20 protein-coding genes are annotated in these 22,974 nt (G+C 35.6%); 11 read left to right on the top strand and 9 right to left on the bottom strand.

Annotated elements, in window-relative coordinates; all coding sequences use genetic code 11:
• Positions 1-11: 11 nt before the first annotated feature.
• Complete coding sequence (locus tag LB454_RS13835) at positions 12-1,100, bottom strand: BT_3928 family protein (RefSeq protein ID WP_224465274.1); 1,089 nt, start codon at positions 1,098-1,100, stop codon at positions 12-14.
• Complete coding sequence (locus LB454_RS13840; RefSeq protein WP_224465275.1) at positions 1,100-1,639, bottom strand: DUF1599 domain-containing protein; 540 nt, start codon at positions 1,637-1,639, stop codon at positions 1,100-1,102. Before LB454_RS13840 ends, LB454_RS13835 begins: the two co-directional genes overlap by 1 nt.
• Positions 1,640-1,842: 203 nt before the next feature.
• Here LB454_RS13840 and lon point away from each other — a divergent pair, with 203 nt between their 5' ends.
• Positions 1,843-4,290 carry an endopeptidase La gene (gene lon / locus LB454_RS13845; RefSeq protein WP_224465276.1) on the top strand — a complete coding sequence of 816 codons (2,448 nt, stop codon included), beginning with the start codon at positions 1,843-1,845 and terminating at the stop codon, positions 4,288-4,290.
• A gap of 121 nt (positions 4,291-4,411) precedes the next feature.
• Complete coding sequence (gene porQ, locus LB454_RS13850; protein ID WP_224465277.1) at positions 4,412-5,434, top strand: type IX secretion system protein PorQ; 1,023 nt, start codon at positions 4,412-4,414, stop codon at positions 5,432-5,434.
• Position 5,435: 1 nt separating this feature from the next.
• Here porQ and LB454_RS13855 read toward each other — a convergent pair whose 3' ends face one another.
• A complete protein-coding gene (locus tag LB454_RS13855) occupies positions 5,436-6,413 on the bottom strand; it encodes an arginase family protein (RefSeq protein WP_224465278.1) in 978 nt (325 codons plus the stop codon).
• 111 nt (positions 6,414-6,524) lie between these two features.
• Here LB454_RS13855 and LB454_RS13860 point away from each other — a divergent pair, with 111 nt between their 5' ends.
• The 9 genes from LB454_RS13860 to ribB all read left to right on the top strand — a co-directional run bounded on the left by LB454_RS13860 (position 6,525) and on the right by ribB (position 15,315).
• On the top strand, positions 6,525-7,667 hold the full coding sequence (locus LB454_RS13860) for a trans-sulfuration enzyme family protein (RefSeq protein ID WP_224465279.1): 1,143 nt from the start codon (positions 6,525-6,527) through the stop codon (positions 7,665-7,667).
• Positions 7,668-7,791: 124 nt separating this feature from the next.
• Positions 7,792-8,430: a peroxiredoxin gene (locus tag LB454_RS13865; RefSeq protein ID WP_224465280.1), complete on the top strand. Its 639-nt coding sequence runs from the start codon at positions 7,792-7,794 to the stop codon at positions 8,428-8,430.
• A 43-nt stretch (positions 8,431-8,473) separates the two neighbouring features.
• Positions 8,474-8,788: a thioredoxin family protein gene (locus tag LB454_RS13870; RefSeq protein ID WP_224465281.1), complete on the top strand. Its 315-nt coding sequence runs from the start codon at positions 8,474-8,476 to the stop codon at positions 8,786-8,788.
• Positions 8,769-9,020 carry a DUF6952 family protein gene (locus tag LB454_RS13875; protein ID WP_224465282.1) on the top strand — a complete coding sequence of 84 codons (252 nt, stop codon included), beginning with the start codon at positions 8,769-8,771 and terminating at the stop codon, positions 9,018-9,020. The genes LB454_RS13870 and LB454_RS13875 overlap by 20 nt, the downstream gene beginning before the upstream one ends.
• Positions 9,021-9,117: 97 nt before the next feature.
• Positions 9,118-9,492, top strand: a complete 375-nt coding sequence (locus tag LB454_RS13880) for a diacylglycerol kinase family protein (RefSeq protein WP_224465283.1) — start codon at positions 9,118-9,120, stop codon at positions 9,490-9,492.
• 51 nt (positions 9,493-9,543) lie between these two features.
• Entirely contained in the window at positions 9,544-11,952 is a 2,409-nt protein-coding gene (locus LB454_RS13885; protein WP_224465284.1) for a DNA translocase FtsK, read from the top strand.
• A 10-nt stretch (positions 11,953-11,962) separates the two neighbouring features.
• Positions 11,963-12,616 carry a LolA family protein gene (locus LB454_RS13890; protein WP_224465285.1) on the top strand — a complete coding sequence of 218 codons (654 nt, stop codon included), beginning with the start codon at positions 11,963-11,965 and terminating at the stop codon, positions 12,614-12,616.
• A 9-nt stretch (positions 12,617-12,625) separates the two neighbouring features.
• Positions 12,626-14,185, top strand: a complete 1,560-nt coding sequence (locus LB454_RS13895) for an LptF/LptG family permease (protein WP_224465286.1) — start codon at positions 12,626-12,628, stop codon at positions 14,183-14,185.
• Positions 14,182-15,315 carry a 3,4-dihydroxy-2-butanone-4-phosphate synthase gene (gene ribB / locus LB454_RS13900; RefSeq protein WP_224465287.1) on the top strand — a complete coding sequence of 378 codons (1,134 nt, stop codon included), beginning with the start codon at positions 14,182-14,184 and terminating at the stop codon, positions 15,313-15,315. The genes LB454_RS13895 and ribB overlap by 4 nt, the downstream gene beginning before the upstream one ends.
• A gap of 47 nt (positions 15,316-15,362) precedes the next feature.
• Here the strand turns inward: ribB and LB454_RS13905 are convergent, their stop codons facing one another.
• From LB454_RS13905 to LB454_RS13930, 6 genes are all read right to left on the bottom strand, one after another.
• Positions 15,363-16,073 carry a hypothetical protein gene (locus tag LB454_RS13905; RefSeq protein ID WP_224465288.1) on the bottom strand — a complete coding sequence of 237 codons (711 nt, stop codon included), beginning with the start codon at positions 16,071-16,073 and terminating at the stop codon, positions 15,363-15,365.
• Between the two features lie 226 nt (positions 16,074-16,299).
• Positions 16,300-18,108: an acyl-CoA dehydrogenase family protein gene (locus LB454_RS13910; protein ID WP_224465289.1), complete on the bottom strand. Its 1,809-nt coding sequence runs from the start codon at positions 18,106-18,108 to the stop codon at positions 16,300-16,302.
• An 82-nt stretch (positions 18,109-18,190) separates the two neighbouring features.
• Complete coding sequence (locus LB454_RS13915) at positions 18,191-18,547, bottom strand: four helix bundle protein (protein WP_224465290.1); 357 nt, start codon at positions 18,545-18,547, stop codon at positions 18,191-18,193.
• 41 nt (positions 18,548-18,588) lie between these two features.
• Positions 18,589-19,776 carry an acetyl-CoA C-acyltransferase gene (locus tag LB454_RS13920; RefSeq protein ID WP_224465291.1) on the bottom strand — a complete coding sequence of 396 codons (1,188 nt, stop codon included), beginning with the start codon at positions 19,774-19,776 and terminating at the stop codon, positions 18,589-18,591.
• 116 nt (positions 19,777-19,892) lie between these two features.
• On the bottom strand, positions 19,893-22,298 hold the full coding sequence (locus LB454_RS13925) for a 3-hydroxyacyl-CoA dehydrogenase/enoyl-CoA hydratase family protein (protein ID WP_224465292.1): 2,406 nt from the start codon (positions 22,296-22,298) through the stop codon (positions 19,893-19,895).
• A 5-nt stretch (positions 22,299-22,303) separates the two neighbouring features.
• A complete protein-coding gene (locus LB454_RS13930) occupies positions 22,304-22,759 on the bottom strand; it encodes a MarR family winged helix-turn-helix transcriptional regulator (RefSeq protein ID WP_224465293.1) in 456 nt (151 codons plus the stop codon).
• Positions 22,760-22,974: the final 215 nt, after the last annotated feature.

Genomic DNA, 22,974 nt, shown 5'->3' on the forward strand with positions numbered 1-22,974 from the left:
TGGAATTGATTTTAAAATTCATCTGCATCATTCCAGTGAAGTTTATTAACTATAGTTCCTCGATTCAAAATAACTAAACCCGGATTTGCTCTTATGATAGTTTTGATAGCAGTTTCATCTGCAAAATAGAAATCAAAATCAAGGTCAAAGTCAGTTTTAATTTTGTTAATATCATTTTCACCTGAAGCTGTCAACCCAATGATTTTAAAGTTTTGATCAGTGGCCTCTTGTAATGCAGATTTGATTTCAGTCCATCCTTCACGTTCGGTTTTAGATAGATTATAAGCGACAACCATTATTAATTTTTCCTCTAGCATCAAGCTTTCAATTTCGTCTTCTCCATCTTTTATGAGAGAAAAATCATGAATTGGCGGCTCATAGCCTTCGTTCACCATTTTGGTATCAACTCTTAAAAATTCGCCAGCTACTTCAGGATAACTTCCGTTAGTTATATAAGATTCTTCTTTACCATCAACCTCAAAAATCCATTCATATTCGTAAACAGCTTCCTGAGCATCATCAGGATAAGACATTGCCTCCGGAATATTTGTACCGATTTTGTAAGCTCTAAAATCAATGGCAGGTAGGTGCATCAGAACGTGATAAGCGAAATATAAACATGCGATAGTTGCTGCAAATACTACCCATTTCAAGGATGCTTTAGCAAAAATAGGTTGCAAATACCTTTCATTAAAAAATAAAATTAGAATCAAAATTAAAAGGATGATGTCTTTTCCAAAAGACTGCCAGGGTGTCAAAGGAATGGCGTCTCCAAAACATCCACAATCTGTCACCTTATTGAAGTATGCAGAATAAAACGTAAGGAATGTGAAAAATAAAATCATGAGCAGCAAGCTCCATTTGGTAAATTTTGGCGCATATCCTATTAATAATGTAACACCTAACAGCAATTCGTAAATCACAATAAAAATCGCTAAAACCAAAGCATAGGGGGTTAAGAATTCGAGATTGAGAACGCCTTCACCAAAATACTCTTCTAGTTTATATGAAAAACCAATGGGATCATTTAGTTTGACAAAGCCACTAAATATAAAGAGTGCCCCAACAAAAATTCTTGAAAAACCAACAATAAACTTCATTATGCTTTAAAATTAAGATGAATAAGTGCAAAAACCGAATAATTAATAATGTCTAAGTAGCCAGCTTCAATTCCTTCACTCACTAAAGTCTGTCCTTGGTTGTCTTCAATTTGTTTGATACGAAGCAACTTTTGTAAAATAAGATCTGTAAGAGAACTTACTCTCATCTTTCTCCAGACTTCACCATAATCGTGATTTTTATCAATCATCAGATTTTTAGCTTTTTCTACCTGCAAATTGTATTGAACTAATGCTTCTTCAGGACTAAGGTCAGCTTTTTCTGAAATCCCCAATTCAATTTGAATAAGAGCCATGATAGAATAATTGATAATACCGATAAATTCTGAATCCTCATTTTCCTCTACCTTTTGTGTTTTATGTTCCTGTAGACTTCTAATTCTACTAGCTTTTATAAAAATCTGATCGGTAAGAGAGGTGAGCCTTAAGATTCTCCAGGCAGTACCGTAGTCTTTTGTTTTCTTTACAAAAAGATCTCGGGTATCATTTATAATTTGATCAAATTGGTCGTTTGTGTTCATAGCTTAACAAAAAGGTAAATTTCGACTAATTATAGTAGAATACAAAAGCAAAACACATAATAGTACTAATTTAGCATGGCATAGGAATTGAACCTATTCAATTTGAATATTGATTTTAATTGAAAATCAAGTGATTTCAATACATTTAACGTAAAACGAGAAGCTGAGTCAGTTGTGACTGACATTTTGACAAAAAAATAATTATGGCAAAATCCGGACTATTTAATCTAGATAATTTATCATCAGAACATATAGATGAAGATGCAGAATTAATCCCATTAATGACCTCTGAAGACGAGGAAGAAATAAATCGGGAAGTCTTACCAGATGACTTACCTATTCTTCCCTTAAAAAATACTGTTCTCTTTCCGGGAGTTGTAATTCCTATTACAGCTGGACGAGATAAGTCTATCAAATTGATTAATGACGCAAATAATGGCAACAAAATAATAGGTGTAGTTGCTCAAAGAAATGACGAAGATGAACATCCATCTTATAAAGACATACATAAGGTTGGGGTAGTAGCTCGAATTTTGAGGGTTTTAAAAATGCCTGATGGAAATACTACTGTGATCATACAAGGTAAAAAGCGTTTCAAAATTACAGAGCCTGTAAGTGATCAGCCTTACCTGAGATGTAAAATTGAAGAGTTTGAAGAGTTAAAGCCTATTCCAGAAGATGAAGAGTTTAAAACTATCATTGATTCGGTGAAAGATTTATCACTCCGTATCATCAAGGATAGTCCAAACATTCCTTCAGAAGCCTCTTTCGCTATCAAAAATATTGAAAGTTCTTCTTTTCTGATCAATTTCGTTTCATCCAACATGAGCGTAGATGTTGAAGACAAGCAAAAACTTCTTGAAACCAGTGACCTTAAGGAAAGAGCACTTTCTACTTTGAAATATATGAATGTTGAGTTCCAGAAATTGGAACTTAAAAATGATATTCAGTCCAAAGTACAAAGCGATATGAGTCAGCAGCAACGTGAATATTTCCTTCATCAGCAAATGAAAACCATTCAGGAAGAGTTGGGTGGGGTTTCTTCTGAAGGTGAACTCGAGGAAATGCGCGAGCGTGCAAAAACTAAAACTTGGAAAGAATCTGTCGAAACGCATTTCAAAAAAGAATTGGCTAAACTCCAAAAAATGAACCCTCAGGTAGCTGAATATTCTATTCAGCGTAATTATTTAGATTTATTTTTGGATCTGCCCTGGGATGAAACGAGTGAAGATATTTTTGACCTAAAACGAGCTCAAAAGGTACTGGACAGAGATCACTACGGTTTGGAAGATGTAAAAAGACGAATTATTGAATATCTAGCAGTTCTCAAGTTGAGAAACGATATGAAATCTCCGATCTTATGTTTATACGGACCTCCAGGAGTAGGTAAAACCTCTTTAGGTAAGTCTATTGCAGAAGCTTTGGGTAGAAAATACGCTAGAGTTTCCTTGGGAGGACTTCGTGATGAAGCTGAAATTCGCGGTCATAGAAAAACTTATATAGGGGCGATGCCAGGTAGAATCATCCAAAGTTTGAAAAAAGCAGGAACCAATAATCCTGTGTTTGTGTTGGATGAAATCGATAAATTAGGCAACAGCCATCAGGGAGACCCGTCTTCCGCTTTGCTGGAAGTTTTGGATCCTGAGCAAAACGATGACTTTCATGATAACTTTTTGGAAGTTGGATACGATTTATCAAAAGTAATGTTCGTGGCGACCTCTAATAATTTATCTACAATTCATCCTGCACTTCGTGACCGTATGGAGATTATTCATGTTAATGGGTATACAGTAGAAGAAAAGATCGAGATTGCTAAACGCCATTTGCTTCCAAAGCAAATTAAAGAACATGGTATTAAAAAGGAGGATATCAAGCTTGGAAAGCAGCAATTAGAAAAGATCATAGATGGATACACCAGAGAATCTGGAGTACGTAATCTCGAGAAACAAATTGCCAAAGTAGTAAGAAATATCGCTAAAAATATTGCGATGGAGGAGGAGTATGATGTAAAAGTTTCCAATGAGGCTGTAGAGAAAATCCTCGGACCATCCCGCCCAAGAAATGCTTATGAAAATAATGACGTAGCGGGGGTTGTTACTGGTTTAGCATGGACTAGCGTAGGCGGTGAGATTTTATTTATAGAATCTATTCTGTCCAAAGGAAAAGGTAACTTAAGCATAACTGGGAATTTAGGTAAAGTGATGAAAGAGTCGGCTACCATTGCGATGGAATACATCAAATCCAATGCGGATAAATTCCATTTGGATCCTGAAATCTTTACAAATTATAACGTTCATATCCACGTACCAGAAGGAGCTACGCCAAAAGATGGTCCAAGTGCAGGTATTACGATGTTAACTTCCTTGGTATCCCTATTTACTCAGCGAAAAGTGAAGAAGAATCTGGCGATGACGGGAGAAATCACCTTAAGAGGAAAGGTTCTTCCTGTAGGAGGCATCAAAGAAAAAATTTTAGCGGCCAAACGTGCTAAAATCAAAGAGATAATTCTTTGTGAGGATAACAAGAAAGATATTGAAGAAATCAAAGAAGAGTATCTAAAAGGACTTACTATAAATTATGTAAGCGAAATGCATGAGGTCTTAGATTTAGCACTTTTGAAACAAAAAGTAAAAGATGCTAAGTCTTTATAGATATCACATCTTGAATTAGTAATTAAACCAGATGAGTAATTCATCTGGTTTTTTATTGATGAAGTAATTCAAAATAAATTACATTGCAAAGCGTTTCCATACAAGGTGCTTTAGACGTTTCATGAAACATATTTTATTTTTTTTGACCTTCATTTTAGGCATGACTTCTTCTGGTTTTGCTCAAATTGGTGGTCAAAATACTTATCAGTTTTTAAACCTGCCCGTCTCTCCAAAAATCTCGGCTCTAGGAGGAAAAAATGTCACTTCATATTCTGCAGATCCTGCCAATGCTATGGCAAATCCTGCTATCATTAACTTTGAAATGCACAATCAAATGTCTGTCAATTACATGAATTATTTTGCAGATGTCAATTATGGGACGGCTTCTTATGCCTATGATATTGGGAGAAGAACTCAGATGCTTCAAGCTGGAGTTACTTATATTAACTATGGAAGTTTCGATGGGTTTGATGAATCTGGAAATTCTACTGCAGAATTTGGTGGACAGGAAGCAGCACTTTCTGTTGGATATGCCAGACGAATAGGAAGAACAGATTTTTATGCTGGAGCCAATGTGAAATTGATTTCGTCGAAACTAGAACAATACACGTCATTTGCAGGTGCACTAGATCTTGGTGTGAGTTACATTTACCCAGAATGGGATTTGGTGATTTCTGGTGTGGTACGTAATGCAGGAACTCAATTTAAAGCCTTCAATGATGTAAGAGAATCTATGCCATTTGAAGTTATTCTAGGGATATCTCAAAAATTGAAAAAAGCTCCTATTCGCTGGCATGTCACTTTAGAAAATATGCAGGAATGGGATATTGCCTTTAGAAATACAGCAAGAGATGAAGAGGATTTAAGCGGAAATGTGACGCCAGATGATCCTGGTTTTATCAACAATGCTCTGCGACACACTATTTTGGGCGCAGAACTTTTCCCGGATGGTGGATTTAGTATTCAATTAGGCTATAACTTTAGAAGAGGCGAGGAACTAAGGATTCAAGATCAACGTGCCTTTTCAGGACTTACGGGTGGAGTAAGCATTCGTTTTAATAAAGTGAGATTCAGTTATTCTTATGCTCAGTTTAATAGAGCTGCAAGCTCTAGTTTTTTTGGACTCAATATCGATCTCCAATAGGCTAAACGTCAACTCTTATAAAATCAGAAATGATATAACTCAAAGAATTGCTTATGCTTTCGTTTTTAGTAGAGTCTATACCACATATGTGCAAAAATTGAATATTTTCTTTACGAATCATCTTGATAAAAGTTCTTATATCTCTTACGCTAAAACCCGATGAAGATTCGCATTTGGATGACATTCCTAACACAGAATTTAGATCTAGCCTAAAGCCTAATTTGCCCAGATGAAAATCTACGGCATTTTTAAATTTTACGCATTTATCCAAAGTTGTGAGGTGTAAGCAATCTTCAAAGAAATGAAAATTTAGTTTTTTGGAAAGATTCATTACTTCCAACTCTTTTTGTGAAACATAATTTTTATGAAGACCAAAAACTCCATACTTATTTATATTTAAAGTTTCTAGCCAGGAATCATCTTGATGAAAGTTGATCGCATTTTTTTCAATTTCAAGATTAACCTCTGTAGAGAGGTCAAGCAAATTTGTATGAGTATGTTGTAAGGCCTTCATTGCTTTTAAAATACTTAGAGTATCGCTATGACAACCACCGATAGCGATAGGGGTTTTACCAGAACTGATAATAGCCTGTATAATCTTAAAAATTACACCATTCACTATATCATTAAATTTTTCAATTTTTTCTGAATTTGAATTCAGTTCACTTAATTCATTAAAAATCAACATGGTATCAATGTGACCTAAGACTAGCAGATTTGCTCCTCTGTTGTACTGATTGTTTTGAATATTCAACAAAGGCTTTAGAAACTCCTGATATACTTCTGAAATCTTGATTCCCAAATCATCTTTTGAGGAAAGAAGACTTGGAATTCCAACTAAAACAAAATTAGCATCCGTGGATTTTAGTTGATCAAGATCTTTTATACAGACTACTTTTTTCCCGAATTTCTCTCCTTTGGTACTAAAATCTATTTGTTTTACTATATCTGAAGATTGTGTGAAGTTGAAGTATTTCATAAATATTGATTTACAGTTTTTGAAATTAGATAATTTTTTTTTCATCCTAAAATTTACTTCCCGAAAACATTAAGTTCTTTGTAATGAATTAAATTTGAAAAAAAAAGAAAAATGCAAAAAGGACTTAATACAATATGCGTGCACACTGGTGAAGTAGAAGATAAGGTTTTTGGTGGGGCAGTTTCTCCAATGTATTTATCTACAGCCTATGAATATGATGGTCTGGAGACTTCTATTTACCCAAGATATTTTAATAGTCCAAATCAACATAAACTATCAGAGAAAATTGCAGAGCTTGAAAAAGCCGAGTCTGCTTTGATTTTTGGTAGCGGTATGGCTGCAATTACTACTGCTATGCTAAGTGTACTTAGGTCTGGAGATCATGTGATTCTTCAGAATCAAATCTATGGTGGCACTCGTAACTTTATTGTTGAAGAATGTCAGCAATATGGTATAGCTTACAGTTTTGTTGATGTCAATAATTGGTCTGAATTAAATTCAGCTTTACAAGCAGAAACCAAATTAATTTACATTGAAACTCCATCCAATCCTTTACTGGAAATTACAGATGTTGCTGCTGTAACAAAGTTTGCTAAAGAAAACAATGTTTTGACGATGGCAGACAATACTTTCGCAAGTCCTATAAACCAAAGACCCATAGAACAAGGAGTTGATATTGTAATTCACAGTGCGACCAAATATCTTGGAGGGCATAGCGATATTACTGCAGGTGCTGTGGCTTCAACTCACGACATCATGAAAAAGGTTTTTTCTAAGGCCAAAAACTTTGGAGGGAGTTTGGCAGACCAGACCGTATGGCTTTTGGAAAGAAGTATGAAGACTTTGAACCTGAGGGTTTCTCAACAGTCCAATAACGCTTTGGTAATGGCAGAATTTTTAGAAAATTCTGAACATGTTGATAAAGTTTATTATCCAGGACTAAAGTCTCATCCGCAACATGAATTAGCAAAATCTCAGATGCTTGGTTTTGGAGGAATGTTGTCTTTTGACTTAAATGAAAAATGTGATATTTCAAGATTTTTTAAAGGTTTAAAGCTGATTAAAAATGTATTGAGTCTTGGTGGTGTAGAGAGTACCGTTTTATCTCCAGAGAAAACTTCTCATTCTTTACTTACTCCAGAAGAACGAAAAGCCCAGGGCATTAAGTCAAATCTTGTGAGATTTTCTGTTGGAATAGAAGATACAAGCGATCTTAAAAGAGATTTACGAATGGCCTTCTCAGAGTCTTTATAGTTTATACTATAAACTATAGATAGAGCTTATCAAAGTATAAGAAGAGATGTTAAAATTCCACCTAGAATATCTAGCTTTCCACTTACTTTTGCAATGAATTATTAATCAACTAAATATTTATAATATGTCAATAGTAGGAAAAAAATTCCCAGATTTAAAAGTTAACGCCATGGATGAAATGGGTGATACTTATCAAATTAATATTTTAGAAAAAGCTAAAAAAGAAAACAAAAAAATAATTTTATTCTGGTATCCAAAGGATTTTACTTACGTATGTCCAACAGAATTACATGCTTTTCAAGAAGCTTTACCAGAGTTTGAAAAAAGAAATACCATTGTTATTGGTGCTTCTTGTGATACACCTGAAGTACATTTTGCATGGTTAAATACTTCTAAGGATAATGGAGGAATTGAAGGTGTAACTTACCCAATCCTTGCAGATTCCAATAGAAATTTAAGTAGCAGATTAGGTATCCTCGATACTACTAATGAGCGTTATGACGATGAAGACGGACACCTTACTGTAGATGGAGACAATGTAACATATAGAGCTACATACTTAATAGATGAAGAAGGAACTGTATTTCAAGAAAGCGTAAATCACATGCCATTAGGAAGAAATGTGAAGGAATTCATCAGATTGATAGATGCTTATACACATGTACAAAAGCACGGTGAAGTTTGTCCAGCAAACTGGGAAGAAGGTAAAGAAAGTATGAAAGCAGATAGAGAAGGTGTAGCTTCTTACCTGTCTAGCAACTAATCATTTCAGTTTTAAACTGAATTATTTTAAAAAATTAAAGTTTATGTTTAAAGAATTAGAACAAGATAATTTAGCAGAATCAGTTAATAGTAATGAAACTGTTGTTGTACAATATTCTGCAACATGGTGTGGAAACTGTAGATTGATGAAACCTAAATTTAAGAAGTTAGCAAGTGAGAATGAAGATATTCCATTTATAATGGTAGATGCAGAGAAATTTCCTGAATCCAGAAAATTAGCTAACGTTGATAATCTTCCAACATTTGCAACTTTTGTCAACGGAGAATTTAAAAATCAAGTACAAACTAATAAGTTTGACTCTTTAAAAGAATTAGTAAATGAAGTTACCAATAATTAAACATTTTCAAAAAAACAATGATGTTCAAAAGCTTGAGCATACCATTGAAGTTTTAGAATCTTTTACAGAACATAGATCTGTGAAAGATGAAGAGATGGATGTAGTTGGAGAAATAATTACCAATATCGCTGGTGCCATTGAAATGGATAAAATGGTTAAAGATGGAATGTCTGAAAAAGATGCTGCCAACACTTTTGCACAGCGCGTATTAGGTTCTATTGATAGATCTTAGACTCATTCATCATAATACTTAAAAAGAAACTGTGAGAGCAGTTTCTTTTTTTTTTGCCTTAAAATAAAGCCGTAAATTTCAATTCAAAATAGTATTCATGTTTAGATTGAAAACCATTAAAGAGCGTTTGTATTCTCTAGTCTTTGCATGGAGAGGCTTATCCTATTTAATATTGAGGGAGGACAGCTTTAAGTTTCAACTGTTTTTCTCTTTTCTTTTTATCATTGCAGGTTTTTATTTTCAGATAACAAATATTGAATGGTTTGCTCAACTTGGCATGATGGCTTTAGTTTTGAGTGTTGAGGGACTTAATTCTGCAGTAGAAAAACTGGCAGATTACATGCAACCAAATTTTGATAAACATATTGGGAAGATAAAAGACATCGCCGCTGGTGCAGTACTGGTCGCAGGCTTGTTCGCATTAGCAATTGGATTGATAATTTACATTCCTTATTTCCTAGACTTAATTTGATTAGTTTAAGCGGTTAATATTTGTATTTTTGTTTCGTACTTTACTAACTCTATGGCTAAAACAAAACGAAGCAAAACGACCAAACCTAAGCAACCTAAAAAAAGCTTCAACTTAAAAACATCAAAGCGAACCAAAATTATTTTTGGTAGTTTTTTGATTCTGTTTTCTATAGGTCTATTCATTTCGTTTATATCCTATTTTTTCAACTGGCAGGCAGATCAGTCCATGATGGGGGATGTCCTGAATAGAGGCGAAAACGCCAACAACTGGCTCAATAAATTTGGTGCTTACATAAGCCATACTCTTATTTACAAGGGTTTTGGTGTTCCTATTGTAAGTTTACCAGCTATGCTATTTATTACAGGAGTTTATTTATTTCTGAATTTAAAGCTATTTAGATTGAGATCACTTTGGTTTTGGGGAGCTTATCTTATTCTATGGTTTTCATTGCTTTTAGGATTTTTTGTCACTACCAATCCAATTTTAGGTGGAGTAGTTGGTTACGAAATAAACGATTTTCTTCAAGCTTATATTGGGAAGCTGGGTGTAGTTCTTATTTTGATTTTTATGTTGATTATCTATCTGGTATCACGGTTGAATTTAACACCAGACGCATTATCAAAATCGTTTTCTAAGCAAAAACAAAATGTGAAAGAAGAAGTTTCTGAAGTTAAGTTTGAACGAAAAACAACTTCAGATGAAAAGGGTATAGATAAAGAGATAGATATAGCCACTACTTCGGATACCCTTTCTAAAGAAGATTATGATCAGGACAAGGATGTGGAAATAGAAAATTCCTTCAGTGAAAAAACAAATGTAGGACCTGTTGAAAAAGAGAAAATCGTTATTAAGTCAGAGGATGAAGATGACGTAGAAATGGAGGTAGAGACCGCTCAAGATGAAGAAGAGTCTGATCAACTTAGCAAAAAGTTAGTTGAAGATTTTGGGGAATTTGATCCTACTTTGGAGCTGGCTAATTATCAATTTCCAAGTATAGAATTATTGAAAGATTATAACTCTGGCCGTGGTATTACGATTGACCAGAAAGAGTTAGAACAGAATAAAAATAAAATTGTAGATACACTTAAAAACTACAAAATTGAGATTGCACAGATAAAGGCAACGGTTGGACCTACAGTAACTTTATATGAGATTGTTCCAGAAGCTGGTATTCGGATTTCAAAAATTAAAAACTTGGAAGACGACATTGCTCTTTCGCTTTCAGCTCTTGGTATTCGGATTATCGCTCCAATTCCTGGTAAAGGAACCATTGGTATAGAAGTTCCTAACCAGAACCCATCTGTTGTCCCTATGCGGTCTGTAGTGGCTTCCAATAAATTTCAAAATGCTGAAATGGAACTTCCTATTGCGATGGGCAAAACCATTTCCAATGAAACTTATACTGTAGATCTAGCTAAAATGCCTCACTTATTGATGGCAGGAGCGACTGGTCAAGGTAAATCTGTAGGACTTAATGTCATATTAACTTCCCTGCTTTATCAAAAGCACCCTGCTGAGGTAAAGTTTGTTTTGGTAGATCCTAAAAAAGTAGAATTGACTTTGTTCAATAAAATTGAAAGACATTATTTAGCCAAACTACCAGATACAGAAGAAGCTATTATTACAGATAATACAAAAGTAATCAACACCCTGAATTCACTTTGTATTGAAATGGATAATAGGTATGATTTACTGAAGGATGCAATGGTTCGAAATATTAAAGAATACAATACAAAATTTAAAGCACGTAAACTCAACCCTGAAAATGGTCACAAGTTTCTACCATATATTATCCTTGTTGTTGATGAGTTCGCAGATCTTATTATGACGGCTGGTAAAGAGGTGGAAACACCAATAGCCAGACTTGCACAGTTGGCTCGAGCTATTGGTATACATCTAATTATCGCTACTCAAAGACCGTCTGTAAATGTTATAACCGGAATGATCAAGGCTAACTTCCCTGCCAGAATGGCCTTTAGGGTGACTTCAAAAATTGACTCAAGAACTATACTGGACGCTGGAGGTGCAGACCAGCTGATTGGTCGAGGCGATATGTTGTTTACTCAAGGAAATGATTTGATTCGCCTACAATGTGCATTTGTAGATACACCTGAAGTTGAAAAGATTACCGACTTCATTGGGTCGCAAAAAGCCTATGCTGATGCACACCTCTTACCCGAGTATTCTGGGGAAGACTCTGGCATAAGTGTTGATAATGATATTGAAGATCGAGACAAACTGTTTAAAGATGCTGCAGAGGTTATAATTACAGCTCAGCAAGGCTCTGCATCTCTTTTACAAAGAAAGTTGAAGCTAGGTTACAACAGAGCTGGAAGGATTATAGATCAACTTGAAGCTGCTGGAGTTGTAGGACCTTTTGAAGGAAGCAAAGCTAGGCAGGTGCTTGTACCAGATCTTATCGCTCTGGAAGAATTACTCAAAAACGAACAAAACACATAACTCATATTCCATGAAAACAATTAAATTATTTAGTGCATTAGCTTTCATATTATTATTGTCCAACGCCACTTTAGCACAAAATGATAGTGAAGCCAAAGCTTTGGTTAAGCAAGTGCTGGATAAAGTAGAATCCTACGATAATCTGGTCATTGATTTCTCTTACACTTTAGAAAATAAAGAACAGAATGTTAAACAAGAAACTCGTGGAGATGTAAGCATAAAAGATGAAAAATATGTTTTAAATCTTATGGGAACTACTCAAATTTTTGATGGAAAAAAGATTTACACTATTGTACCAGAAGATGACGAGGTGACAATATCTGCTTACGATGAAATGGATTCCGATCAAATAACTCCCTCCAAAATGCTTACATTTTATCAAGAAGGATACCGTTTCAAAATGGATGTGTTACAAGATGTAAAAGGAAGAAAAATTCAATATGTAGAATTGATTCCTATGGATTCTGATAATGACATGAAACAAATCTTGCTTGGAATTGATAAACAAACCAAGCATATCTTTAACTTGATCCAAGTACAGCCAGATAATACAAGAGTAGAGTTTCGAGTTACTAAATTCAAAACCAATGAGCCGTTATCTGCAACTCATTTTCAGTTTCAAAGATCTAAGTACGCAGACTATTATATCAATGAATTAGACTAAAACCTGGTATTGAAAACATTAGACCGCTATATATTAACCTCATTTGTAAAAACCTTTCTTTCTGTTTTTACAATTTTGATGTTCATATTCATTCTTCAGTCTGTTTGGAGGTTTATCGAAGAGTTCGCAGGAAAAGACATTGATTTAGAAATCATTTCTAAATTTTTACTTTTCCTTCTACCTAACCTCATTCCCATGGTTTTGCCATTGACTATACTACTGGCATCCATAATGACCTTTGGAAGTTTTGCTGAACAATACGAGTTTGCAGCTATGAAGTCAGCTGGGATTTCCCTTCAGAGAGCCATGCGTAGCCTCATTGTTTTTATATTATTACTAGGGGTAGTTACTTTCTATTTTGCAAATACAGTTATTCCTTTTGCTGAAGGAAAAGTCCTTAACATGCGAAAAAATATTGCTCAGGTTAAACCATCTATGGCAATTGTAGAGGGTGCTTTCAATGATTTGGGAAATATCAACATAAAGGTGAGCAAAAAAAGTGGGCCAAATGGTAAGAATTTGGATGATGTTATAATCCATAAAAAATCTGAAAGCAGGGTTGGCAATTACACTGTAATCAAGGCTGATAATGGAGTTTTAGAATCTGAAGAAAATTCAAATGTTTTGTCGCTAATTCTTTATGATGGTAACTACTATGATGAAGTCCCAACTAAAACTTATCAGCAAAAACTAAAATCTCCTTTCGTCAAGTCAGCTTTCGATAAATATATCCTTAATATGGATTTATCTTCATTTAATGATGTTGACCTTGAAGATGAAAGTTTAAAGCATCCTTATAAGATGTTAAATACAAGCGAACTTAGAATTCAATTAGATTCGTTCTCAAATGATTACAATCGCAGTGTGGAGAGTTATGACAGAATTATCAAGCAAAGAAGTGGGTTACAGCGTTCTTTGAATATCGAAAAGGTATTAGATGTCGTTAAAGACGATTCACGAAAAATAAACAAGAGTATTACAGAAAGGATAAGTGTTGAAGACACATTGGATGATTCAGAAGAAGAAACGTCCTACGATTTGTTAACCACTTTATCTATCGATAGCTTATTTTGGGAATATCCTGACAGACAAAGATCTCAGCTATTTAATGTAGCTACCAATTCTGTAAATAGCATTACACCACAAATAAGTTCAAAAAAAAATCAATTTAAGCAAAAACAAATTCTATTGAATAAAATCGAAATGTCAATGCATAGCAAATACGCATTACCATTTGCTTGTGTGATTTTATTCTTTGTAGGAGCACCACTTGGTGCAATCATTAGAAAAGGTGGCTTGGGGTTGCCAATGGTTGTTGCGATTACCATATTTCTAACATATCATTTTATTGGATTATTTGCTTCCAATAGTGCAGAAGGTGGGAGTTTACCTCCATTTCTGGGATCATGGTTGTCTACAATTATTTTGTTTCCTCTAAGTATTTATTTGACTTATAGAGCAACAACAGATCAAGGATTTGTGAATTTAGATTTTATAGCTGTTCCCATTGACAAGCTAGTGAAAAAAATAAAAGCAAACGTTTTTAATATCAGAAATAATAAAAAATGACAGAAGGAAAGATAAAACTGGATTCTATACAAGAAGCCATAGACGATGTAAGAGCTGGAAAGGTGATTATAGTGGTTGATGATGAGGACAGAGAAAATGAAGGAGATTTCTTGGCAGCTGCAGAAAAGGTGACTCCAGAAATGATCAACTTCATGGCCAAATATGGAAGAGGGCTTATTTGCTCTCCACTGACTGAAGGGCGCTGTAAAAACCTAAACCTTACCTCTATGGTCGGTAACAATACTGACCCAATGGAAACGGCTTTTACAGTTTCAGTTGATCTTAGAGGAAAAGGAGTTACCACTGGAATTTCAGCTTCAGATAGGGCCTTGACTATCCAGGCTTTATGTGATGATGAAACCAAACCACACGACTTGAATCGACCAGGACATATTTTCCCACTTATAGCTAAAGAAGGTGGCGTGTTACGACGAACTGGACATACAGAAGCTTCTATTGATTTTGCAAGATTAGCAGGTTTGAAGCCAGCAGGTGTCATTTGTGAAATCATGAATGAAGATGGTTCTATGGCCAGACTCCCTCAGCTCGTTGACGTCGCTAGAGAGCATGATCTCAAATTGGTGTCCATAGAAGACCTTGTCGCCTATAGAATGCAACACGACTCTTTGATTGAAAAATCTGAAGACTTTGAATTGAACACTCGATTTGGAAGATATAGGTTGAGAGCCTATCACCAAACAACTAATGACCAGGTGCATTTGGCGCTAACTAAAGGAACCTGGAAAACTGACGAGCCAGTATTGGTTAGGATGAATTCTACACTAGTTAACAATGATATTCTTGGTACACTAACCTCCAATGCCGATCAAAAATTAGACATGATGTTCAAACAGCTCAATGCTGAAGGGAAAGGGGCTATTGTATTTATCAATCAAGATATCCACGGATTTAACTTAATCAATAGATTAAAAGAATTAAAGCAAAATCAAAAAGAAGGCATTGATAAAGCTCCTCGTGTGGTCATGGATGAAAAGGATTTTGGTATTGGAGCACAAATCCTGCACGATCTAGGGGTGCATAAAATCAAACTAATGTCCAATTCCCAACAAAAGAAACGAGTGGGCATGATTGGCTATGGTCTTGAAATTATAGAATACGTTAATTACTAATCTCAAGTCATCAACTGATAAAGCTCTTCATCATGAAGAGCTTTTTTTTATTTAAATACTTTCCAGCGTTCTTGGATGTAGTCTCCTTCAGAGCTTTTTCCATTGTGATTCCAGATGCTGTCCTTTATTTCTTTTTTGAAGGTAAGGGTGTCTCCAACCATGGTCGGTTTTTTTGAGAAAAAATGAATCCTTTCTTGGTGTCGCCCATCTTCATTGGACCATGTACCACCGCTAGAACCAAAAAATTCACCTGTCTGACTATTTAGCGCCAAAACTTGATAGTAATTATCGGTTAACATCTTGAGGGTTTTTCTGGGCTTGTCTTCTATCGTAAGCCATTTGGAATCTCTAAAGGCCTGATGAATTTTCCAGCAGGTGACATATTCTCCTTCAGCTTTATCAATTCTTACCCAGGTTTCTTCATTTCGAGAGTTCTTGTCCTGTAAGTTTAAAGTGTCGTTTTTGACCTCAAAATCGAAATTCAAATAAGTTCCAGTAACAGCTCTGGACTTTGAATCAATTTCATAATTTTCGATGTAATCTGAATTGGATAAGGAATAAGTCCCACCAGTCGCTGAAATAAATTCCCCTGAAGATACCAGGTAAGTTGAACTTGTAAAATAAGAGTCGCTGTAGAGCTTGATGGTTTTTTGGTCATCAGCATTTTTATCGATCTTCTGCCAAGCTCCTTTCAGTTCTTGGGCACTGGATGGCTGGAGTATAATAAGCATTATTACAAGTAAAGGTATATGTTTCATCGATTTTTTATTTTATTGAATAGTAATCTAAACATTTTTTAGTTGATCATCTATAGTTCAGTGGTAATTTTATCTATTAATTTTTGTCGCTTTGAAGGCTTTGAGTCTACGTAAGCATCAAGAAATGTATCTTAAGGCATACAAGTTAACTAGAGCAAATTCAACATAAAAAACCCTGCCTTATAAAAAAAAGACAGGGTTAAAATTTAAAAGAAATACGCTAAAGTTACACAGCGTATTTATTGTCTTCAACAATTTTGTCTGCGATGGTATTTCTTAATTCAACAATGTTAGGATAGTTTTCGTATTTGGTATAACGTTTTAAACCCATCAACATCATTTTTTGCTCATCACCTTCAGCGAAGGAAATAATTCCTTCTTTGGCTTTCTCATTGATTTTATCAACGGCTTTGTATAATCTCAACTTAGCCATAGCGATTTGAACCTTTTGAGTGTCTTCACCGAAACGATTGGCGTTTTTCTCAGCTCTCAAAATCGCTGATTCTGCCATGTAAGTTTCGATCAAAATATCAGCCGAAGCTAAAAGCAGTTGCTGGTGCTCTTCTAATTCTTCACCGTACTTCTGAGCAGCACTACCTGCGACCATCAAAAATACTTTTTTTAGTTTTCTCAACATAGCTTTTTCCTCTGCAAGAAGCTCACTGTAATCTGGGGTGTCAAAGGATGGAATTCCTGTCAATTCATCAGAAACTTCCTTTGCTGGACCTAAAAGATCAACGTGACCTTTCATCGCTTTTTTAACCAACATACCCACAGAAAGCATTCTGTTGATTTCATTGGTGCCTTCGTAGATTCTGGAAATTCTAGCATCTCTCCAGGCAGATTCCATCGGTGCATCGGCAGAAAAGCCCATACCACCGTAAATCTGAATACCTTCATCTGTACATTTCTGAATATCTTCGGAAACGGCAACTTTTAAGATTGAGCACTCTATCGCAAATTCTTCAACACCTTTCAATTCTGCTTCCTGATGTGAACTTCCGCTTTCTTTTCTCAAGTTGATGCGGTCTTCAATATTTTTGGAAGCCCTGTAAGATGCTGCTTCACCGGCATATATTGAAGTTGCCATTTCTGCCAATTTGGATCTGATCGCCCCAAATTTTGAAATAGGCGTATCAAACTGAACTCTGTCATTGGCATAACTTACCGCAGAACCTAATACCCTACGCTGCGCATCCAAACAGGCCGCTGCCAATTTGATTCTACCAACGTTAAGTGCGTTCATAGCGATTTTGAAACCACCATTTCTTTCTCCTAGTAGGTTTTCTGCAGGCACTTTAGTGTCATTGAAGAATACTTGACGAGTAGAGGAGGAGTGAATTCCTAATTTTTTCTCCTCATCCCCCATGGAAATTCCATTTTCAAGGTCTTTTTCAACGATGAATCCAGTGATGTTTTTGTCATCTTCTATTCGTGCAAAGACGATGAATATATCACAAAATCCAGCATTGGAGATCCACATTTTTTGTCCTGTGATCTTGTAATGCGAACCGTCTTCAGACAAAACTGCTTTTGTTTTTCCAGAATTAGCATCCGAGCCAGCTCCTGGTTCAGTTAGGCAATACGCACCAAACCATTCGCCTGTCGCTAGTTTAGGAATGTATTTTTTCTTTTGTTCTTCAGTTCCATATAAGGTAATAGGCAAGGTGCCAATTCCAGTATGTGCGCCAAAAGCCGTGGCGATAGAGCCTGTGGCACCAGAAATGTAGTCACAAACCAGCATGGTAGAGACAAAATCCATTCCGAGTCCGTCGTATTCTTCTGGTACAGCAACGCCTAAAAATCCGAGTTCACCAGCCTTACGCATCACCTCTTCGGTCAATTCGTAATTCTTTTTCTCAAACTCTTCTTTTTTAGGCCATATTTCTCTGTCCACAAACTCTTTTACAGAGTCTCTCATCATTTTTTGTTCGTCAGAAAAATCTTCTGGTGTGAAGATGTCTTCTGCCTTCGTTTCTTTTACAATGAATTGACCACCTCGGATCATTTCATCTAGTTTTTCTTTTGTTTCCATTTTTTCTTTTTTTATAATTTTTGCTCTTTGTTTGTATTAAGTAGGTAGTATAAAGTAATCAGTATTGATTATAAAACTGGGGTTATGATTTTGAAATTATTAGTTTATATATCATCCGCTGAATTTCATTATTTTCTTTCAAAATCATTTTAATGCCTTCATTTTGATATTCTAGATTAAATAGCTTTTGGATTAAAATAAATTGAGTTTCAAGTTCAAAACTTGACCCCAGGCTAATATTTAAAAAATTCACGAATTGTTTATCAGTATTTCTTCCAGCACCTTCAGCAATATTTGAAGCTATAGATACGGAGGAACGCTTAATTTGACTTGTCATGCCAAACTTTTCCTCAATTGGTAAGTGCTCTGAAAATTCATAAACAGATTTTGCTAACTCAATAGCTTTTTTCCAAACTTTTAAATTTTTATAATCATGCATGAGTTTAATTTTTCTAAGTACTTACTACTAGCTACTTACTACTAATAAACCTCATATATCCCTGCAGCACCTTGTCCAGTTCCTACACACATGGTGACCATAGAATACTTATTCTTTAGGTTTCTTTTCTTCATTTCATCAAAAATTTGAACCGACAATTTTGCTCCAGTACATCCTAAAGGATGACCAAGAGCAATAGCACCACCGTTTACATTTAAGATATCTTGATTGATGTCCAATTCTCTCGCTACCGCAAGGGACTGAGACGCAAAAGCTTCATTAAGCTCTATGAGTTCAATGTCTTTTAGTTTTAGGTTAGCTTGGTTTAAAGCTTTTGGAATAGCTTTTACGGGGCCTATTCCCATGATTCTAGGTTCTACACCAACAGTAGCGTATGAGACCAATCTAGCAACAGGCTCAAGATTCAATTCTTTCACCATCTCTTCACTCATCACCATAACAAAGGCTGCACCATCACTCATTTGCGAGGAGTTGCCAGCGGTAACGCTTCCACCTTCAGCAAATACAGGTCTGAGTTTGTTCAACACCTGCTCTGAAGTATCTGCTCTTGGACCTTGATCCTGATCAACTTTGTAGGTCTTAGATTGCTTTTTGCTCTTGGAGTCCACAAAAATATCTTCAACTTCAATCGGAACGATTTGGTCTTGAAATCTATTTTCTTGTTGAGCTTTTATAGCTTTTTGATGAGAATTATAGGCAAATGCATTCTGATCTTTCGCATTGATTTTATATTTCTCAGCTACAGCTTCTGCTGTCAATCCCATTCCCCAATAATAACTTTCATTTCCAGCCTTTGCAGTTTTATAATTAGGGACGGGTTTATAACCTCCCATAGGAATGTAACTCATGCTTTCAGCTCCACCTGCGATAATGCAGTCGGCCATGCCACTTTGAATTTTTGCGGAAGCCATAGCGATAGTTTCAATTCCTGAGGCACAGTACCTGTTGACGGTTACGCCTGGTACTTCTTCAGATTTAAGTCCCATAAGAGATACTAAACGTCCCATGTTCAAACCCTGCTCAGCTTCTGGCATGGCATTACCTACGATGACGTCATCAATTCTGGACTTGTCAAATTCTGGTAATTGCTTCATCATGTAGTCAATAGTTTCTGCAGCCAGGTCATCTGGTCTTTTGAACCGAAATACACCTTTTGGCGCCTTTCCTACTGCGGTTCTGTATCCTTTTACTATATATGCTGTTTTCATTTTCCTATCCCTAACCCTTTCCAAAGGAAAGGGGATTTTGTGGGTATTTTTTTCGGTTAATAAATTTATACTTTTACGATCTTCAGGTCTTCCCTTTGGGAAGATTTAGATGGCTACTAGTTTCTTAGCGGTTTCCCTTTCTTGATCATATGTTGTAAACGTTCCAGTGTTTTTCGCTCTCCACAAAGGGAAAGGAAAGCCTCACGTTCGAGATCTAATAGATACTGTTCAGAAACATAATTGGCTTCAGATAAATCACCACCAGACATAACGTAAGCGAGTTTATTGGCGATTTTGTGATCGTGCTCACTGATGTAATTTCCAGCTTTCATTTGGTCCGTTCCAACTAAAAAGGCTCCTAAGGCTTGTCTGCCCAAAACTTTTATATTATTGGTCTTTACCGGTTGTGTGTATCCGTTTTTGGCCATTAGTAAAGCTTGTTCTTTTGCAATGGCAAGCTGACGGTCTCTACTCACAACAACGATATCTTTTCCTCTTTCTAAAATATTCAAGTCATAAGCTTCATGAGCCGATTTAGCTACTTTAGCCATACCGATAGTTAAGAAGTTTTCTCTTAACCTGTTCAATTCAACGTCATCTTTTTGAAAGGTCATCGCCGCTCGTCTGGTCATTTCCTTAGAACCACCACCACCTGGGATAACACCTACACCAAATTCAACTAAGCCGATATAAGTTTCAGCGTGAGCAACAACTTTATCGGCATGCATAGACAGTTCACAACCCCCGCCAAGTGCCATTTGATGAGGCGCGGCTACAGTTGGAATGGAAGAGTAGCGCATACGCATCATGGTATCTTGGAAGTACTTGATAGCTCCATTGAGCTCTTCGTACTCTTGCTCAACCGCGAACATAAAAATCATTCCAATATTAGCGCCGACAGAAAAATTATCACCAGTATTTGAAATCACAACTCCATCGTACTCTTTCTCTGCAATATCCATAGCAGTATTGATACCATTGAGGACATCACCACCAATGGAATTCATTTTACTTCGGAATTCAATATTCAAAATACCATCCCCAAGATCTTCTGCAACTAAATCTTTATTACTGAAGACTTCGTGGCTTTCTCTGATGTTATCAAGAATAATGAACGCATCCTGACCTGGAATCTTTTCGTGTGATTTTTTATCTATGTCATAGAAATAAGTTTTACCAGATTTTACGTGATAAAAAGATTTATCTTTTGATTCTGAAAGCTTTGTGATCCAGTCAGCAATTTCAAAGCCTTCATCTTTCATCAACTGGATACCTTTTTCGAGTCCAATAGCATCCCAAATCTGGAATGGGCCATGTTGCCATCCAAAACCAGCCTTCATCGCATCATCTATTTTATAAAGAGCATCTGTGATTTCTGGAATTCGATTTTGAACATAGGCAAACAATGCAGCAAAGTTTTTTCTGTAAAATTTTCCCGCTTTATCTTTTCCTTCTATTAAAACTGGAAATCTATCAGCAACAACATCAATGGACTTGGTTTTTTCAAGAGTGTCAAATTTTGCTGATTTACGTTCTCTATAGTCTAATGAATTAAGATCTAAAGATTTGATTTCACTAGAACCATCATCTTTTTTTACCTTCTTATAAAAGCCCTGACCAGTTTTACTGCCTAGCCATTTTTTGTCCATCATGTGTTCGATGAAGTCAGGTAATTTGAAAAGATCGTGCCGTTCATCTTTAGGGACATTTTCATAAAGGCCGTTAGCTACATGAACTAAAGTGTCTAATCCAACAACATCTACAGTCCTGAAGGTCGCCGATTTAGGTCGTCCAATAACAGGTCCAGTTAGTTTATCCACTTCTTCAATCGTCATGTCCATGTCTTTAACCATATGGAATAAACTCATGATGCTGAAAATCCCAACTCGATTACCAATAAAGGCTGGAGTGTCTTTGGCAACTACAGTGGTTTTTCCTAAGAACTTTTCTCCATAGTCATTTAAGAATTCCAAAACTTCAGTTGAAGTATCGGGACCAGGAATAATTTCTAATAATTTAAGGTAACGTGGTGGATTGAAGAAATGGGTTCCACAGAAGTGTTTTTTAAAGTCCTCCGATCTTCCTTCATTCATGAATTTTATAGGAATTCCCGATGTATTAGAAGATATCAAAGTGCCTGGTGTTCTGTGTTTTTCAAGATTTTCAAAGACTTGCTTTTTGATATCAAGTCGTTCCACAACCACTTCTATGATCCAATCTGCATCTTTAATCTTTGAGATATCATTTTCAAGATTGCCTGTCTCAATCCTTTTCGCAAAGTCCTTATGATAAATAGGAGAGGGGTTAGATTTTAATGAAGACGTTAAAGCTTCATTGACGATTCTATTACGAACTGAAGTGTCTTTTAAAGTTTTACCTTGTTTTTCTTCGGCTTCAGTAAGCTCCTTTGGTACAATATCAAGAAGTAAAACTTCTACGCCGATGTTGGCAAAATGGCAAGCAATACCGCTTCCCATAATACCGGAACCAACAACAGCAACTTTTTTGATTCTTCTTTTCATATAATTTATTGAGTTTTAGGTTGTTCTTGTTTAAAAATCATTTTCTCTGAAATGAGTCTATTAATTTGATCTGTTACTTTAAGGAAAACTTCTAAATCTTCTTTAGAGATATTCTCTTTAACTGCTTCGTCAAATGAAAGCACTACATATTTTGAAAATTTCCTCATTTCAATTCCAAAGTCTGTAAGGTGAATCAAGACACTTCTTCCGTCATTTGGATTTTTCTCTCTTTTAATAAGCCCCTTTTCTTCCATTGTTTTCAGTGTTCGAGATAAACTAGTGGATTCAACACCCATTTTTGGACCTAAAGCTGTAGAAGGAGTGCCTTTTTCTGGATCTATACTTAATAAGGCAAATCCAGTGGCCATACTACTACCTTTTTTGTTAGCTTCTTCATTATACATTTTAGCTACTGCAATCCAGGTAGATCTTAAAACGTAGTCTATGGTTTTCTCTTTCATATTTATCTATTATTACAAATATAAGCAATTTTACTATGCATGCATAGTAAAATGCAATTTTTTTCACAGCCTGCCATTATTTTTTTGATCTAATAGAAAGGAGTTGTGTGAGTTATGAATTATCTCAAAAAAACCTTCAAAAAAGTTTGGTTGGTAGTGGGAAAGAGTTGTAATTTTGCACCCCGCTAATTGAGGTATTGGAGTAAGGTTAACAC

Origin of the sequence: Psychroflexus montanilacus, from assembly GCF_020164535.1 — a bacterium.
GTDB classification, from domain to species: Bacteria; Bacteroidota; Bacteroidia; order Flavobacteriales; family Flavobacteriaceae; genus Psychroflexus; species Psychroflexus montanilacus.

Excerpts from the sequence above, each read along its gene's own strand:
- LB454_RS13835 (WP_224465274.1), bottom strand. The coding sequence starts at position 1,100 with ATGAAGTTTATTGTTGGTTTTTCAAGAATTTTTGTTGGGGCACTCTTT.
- LB454_RS13840 (WP_224465275.1), bottom strand. The coding sequence starts at position 1,639 with ATGAACACAAACGACCAATTTGATCAAATTATAAATGATACCCGAGAT.
- lon (WP_224465276.1), top strand. The coding sequence starts at position 1,843 with ATGGCAAAATCCGGACTATTTAATCTAGATAATTTATCATCAGAACAT.
- porQ (WP_224465277.1), top strand. The coding sequence starts at position 4,412 with ATGAAACATATTTTATTTTTTTTGACCTTCATTTTAGGCATGACTTCT.
- LB454_RS13855 (WP_224465278.1), bottom strand. The coding sequence starts at position 6,413 with ATGAAATACTTCAACTTCACACAATCTTCAGATATAGTAAAACAAATA.
- LB454_RS13860 (WP_224465279.1), top strand. The coding sequence starts at position 6,525 with ATGCAAAAAGGACTTAATACAATATGCGTGCACACTGGTGAAGTAGAA.
- LB454_RS13865 (WP_224465280.1), top strand. The coding sequence starts at position 7,792 with ATGTCAATAGTAGGAAAAAAATTCCCAGATTTAAAAGTTAACGCCATG.
- LB454_RS13870 (WP_224465281.1), top strand. The coding sequence starts at position 8,474 with ATGTTTAAAGAATTAGAACAAGATAATTTAGCAGAATCAGTTAATAGT.
- LB454_RS13875 (WP_224465282.1), top strand. The coding sequence starts at position 8,769 with ATGAAGTTACCAATAATTAAACATTTTCAAAAAAACAATGATGTTCAA.
- LB454_RS13880 (WP_224465283.1), top strand. The coding sequence starts at position 9,118 with ATGTTTAGATTGAAAACCATTAAAGAGCGTTTGTATTCTCTAGTCTTT.
- LB454_RS13885 (WP_224465284.1), top strand. The coding sequence starts at position 9,544 with ATGGCTAAAACAAAACGAAGCAAAACGACCAAACCTAAGCAACCTAAA.
- LB454_RS13890 (WP_224465285.1), top strand. The coding sequence starts at position 11,963 with ATGAAAACAATTAAATTATTTAGTGCATTAGCTTTCATATTATTATTG.
- ribB (WP_224465287.1), top strand. The coding sequence starts at position 14,182 with ATGACAGAAGGAAAGATAAAACTGGATTCTATACAAGAAGCCATAGAC.
- LB454_RS13905 (WP_224465288.1), bottom strand. The coding sequence starts at position 16,073 with ATGAAACATATACCTTTACTTGTAATAATGCTTATTATACTCCAGCCA.
- LB454_RS13910 (WP_224465289.1), bottom strand. The coding sequence starts at position 18,108 with ATGGAAACAAAAGAAAAACTAGATGAAATGATCCGAGGTGGTCAATTC.
- LB454_RS13915 (WP_224465290.1), bottom strand. The coding sequence starts at position 18,547 with ATGCATGATTATAAAAATTTAAAAGTTTGGAAAAAAGCTATTGAGTTA.
- LB454_RS13920 (WP_224465291.1), bottom strand. The coding sequence starts at position 19,776 with ATGAAAACAGCATATATAGTAAAAGGATACAGAACCGCAGTAGGAAAG.
- LB454_RS13925 (WP_224465292.1), bottom strand. The coding sequence starts at position 22,298 with ATGAAAAGAAGAATCAAAAAAGTTGCTGTTGTTGGTTCCGGTATTATG.
- LB454_RS13930 (WP_224465293.1), bottom strand. The coding sequence starts at position 22,759 with ATGAAAGAGAAAACCATAGACTACGTTTTAAGATCTACCTGGATTGCA.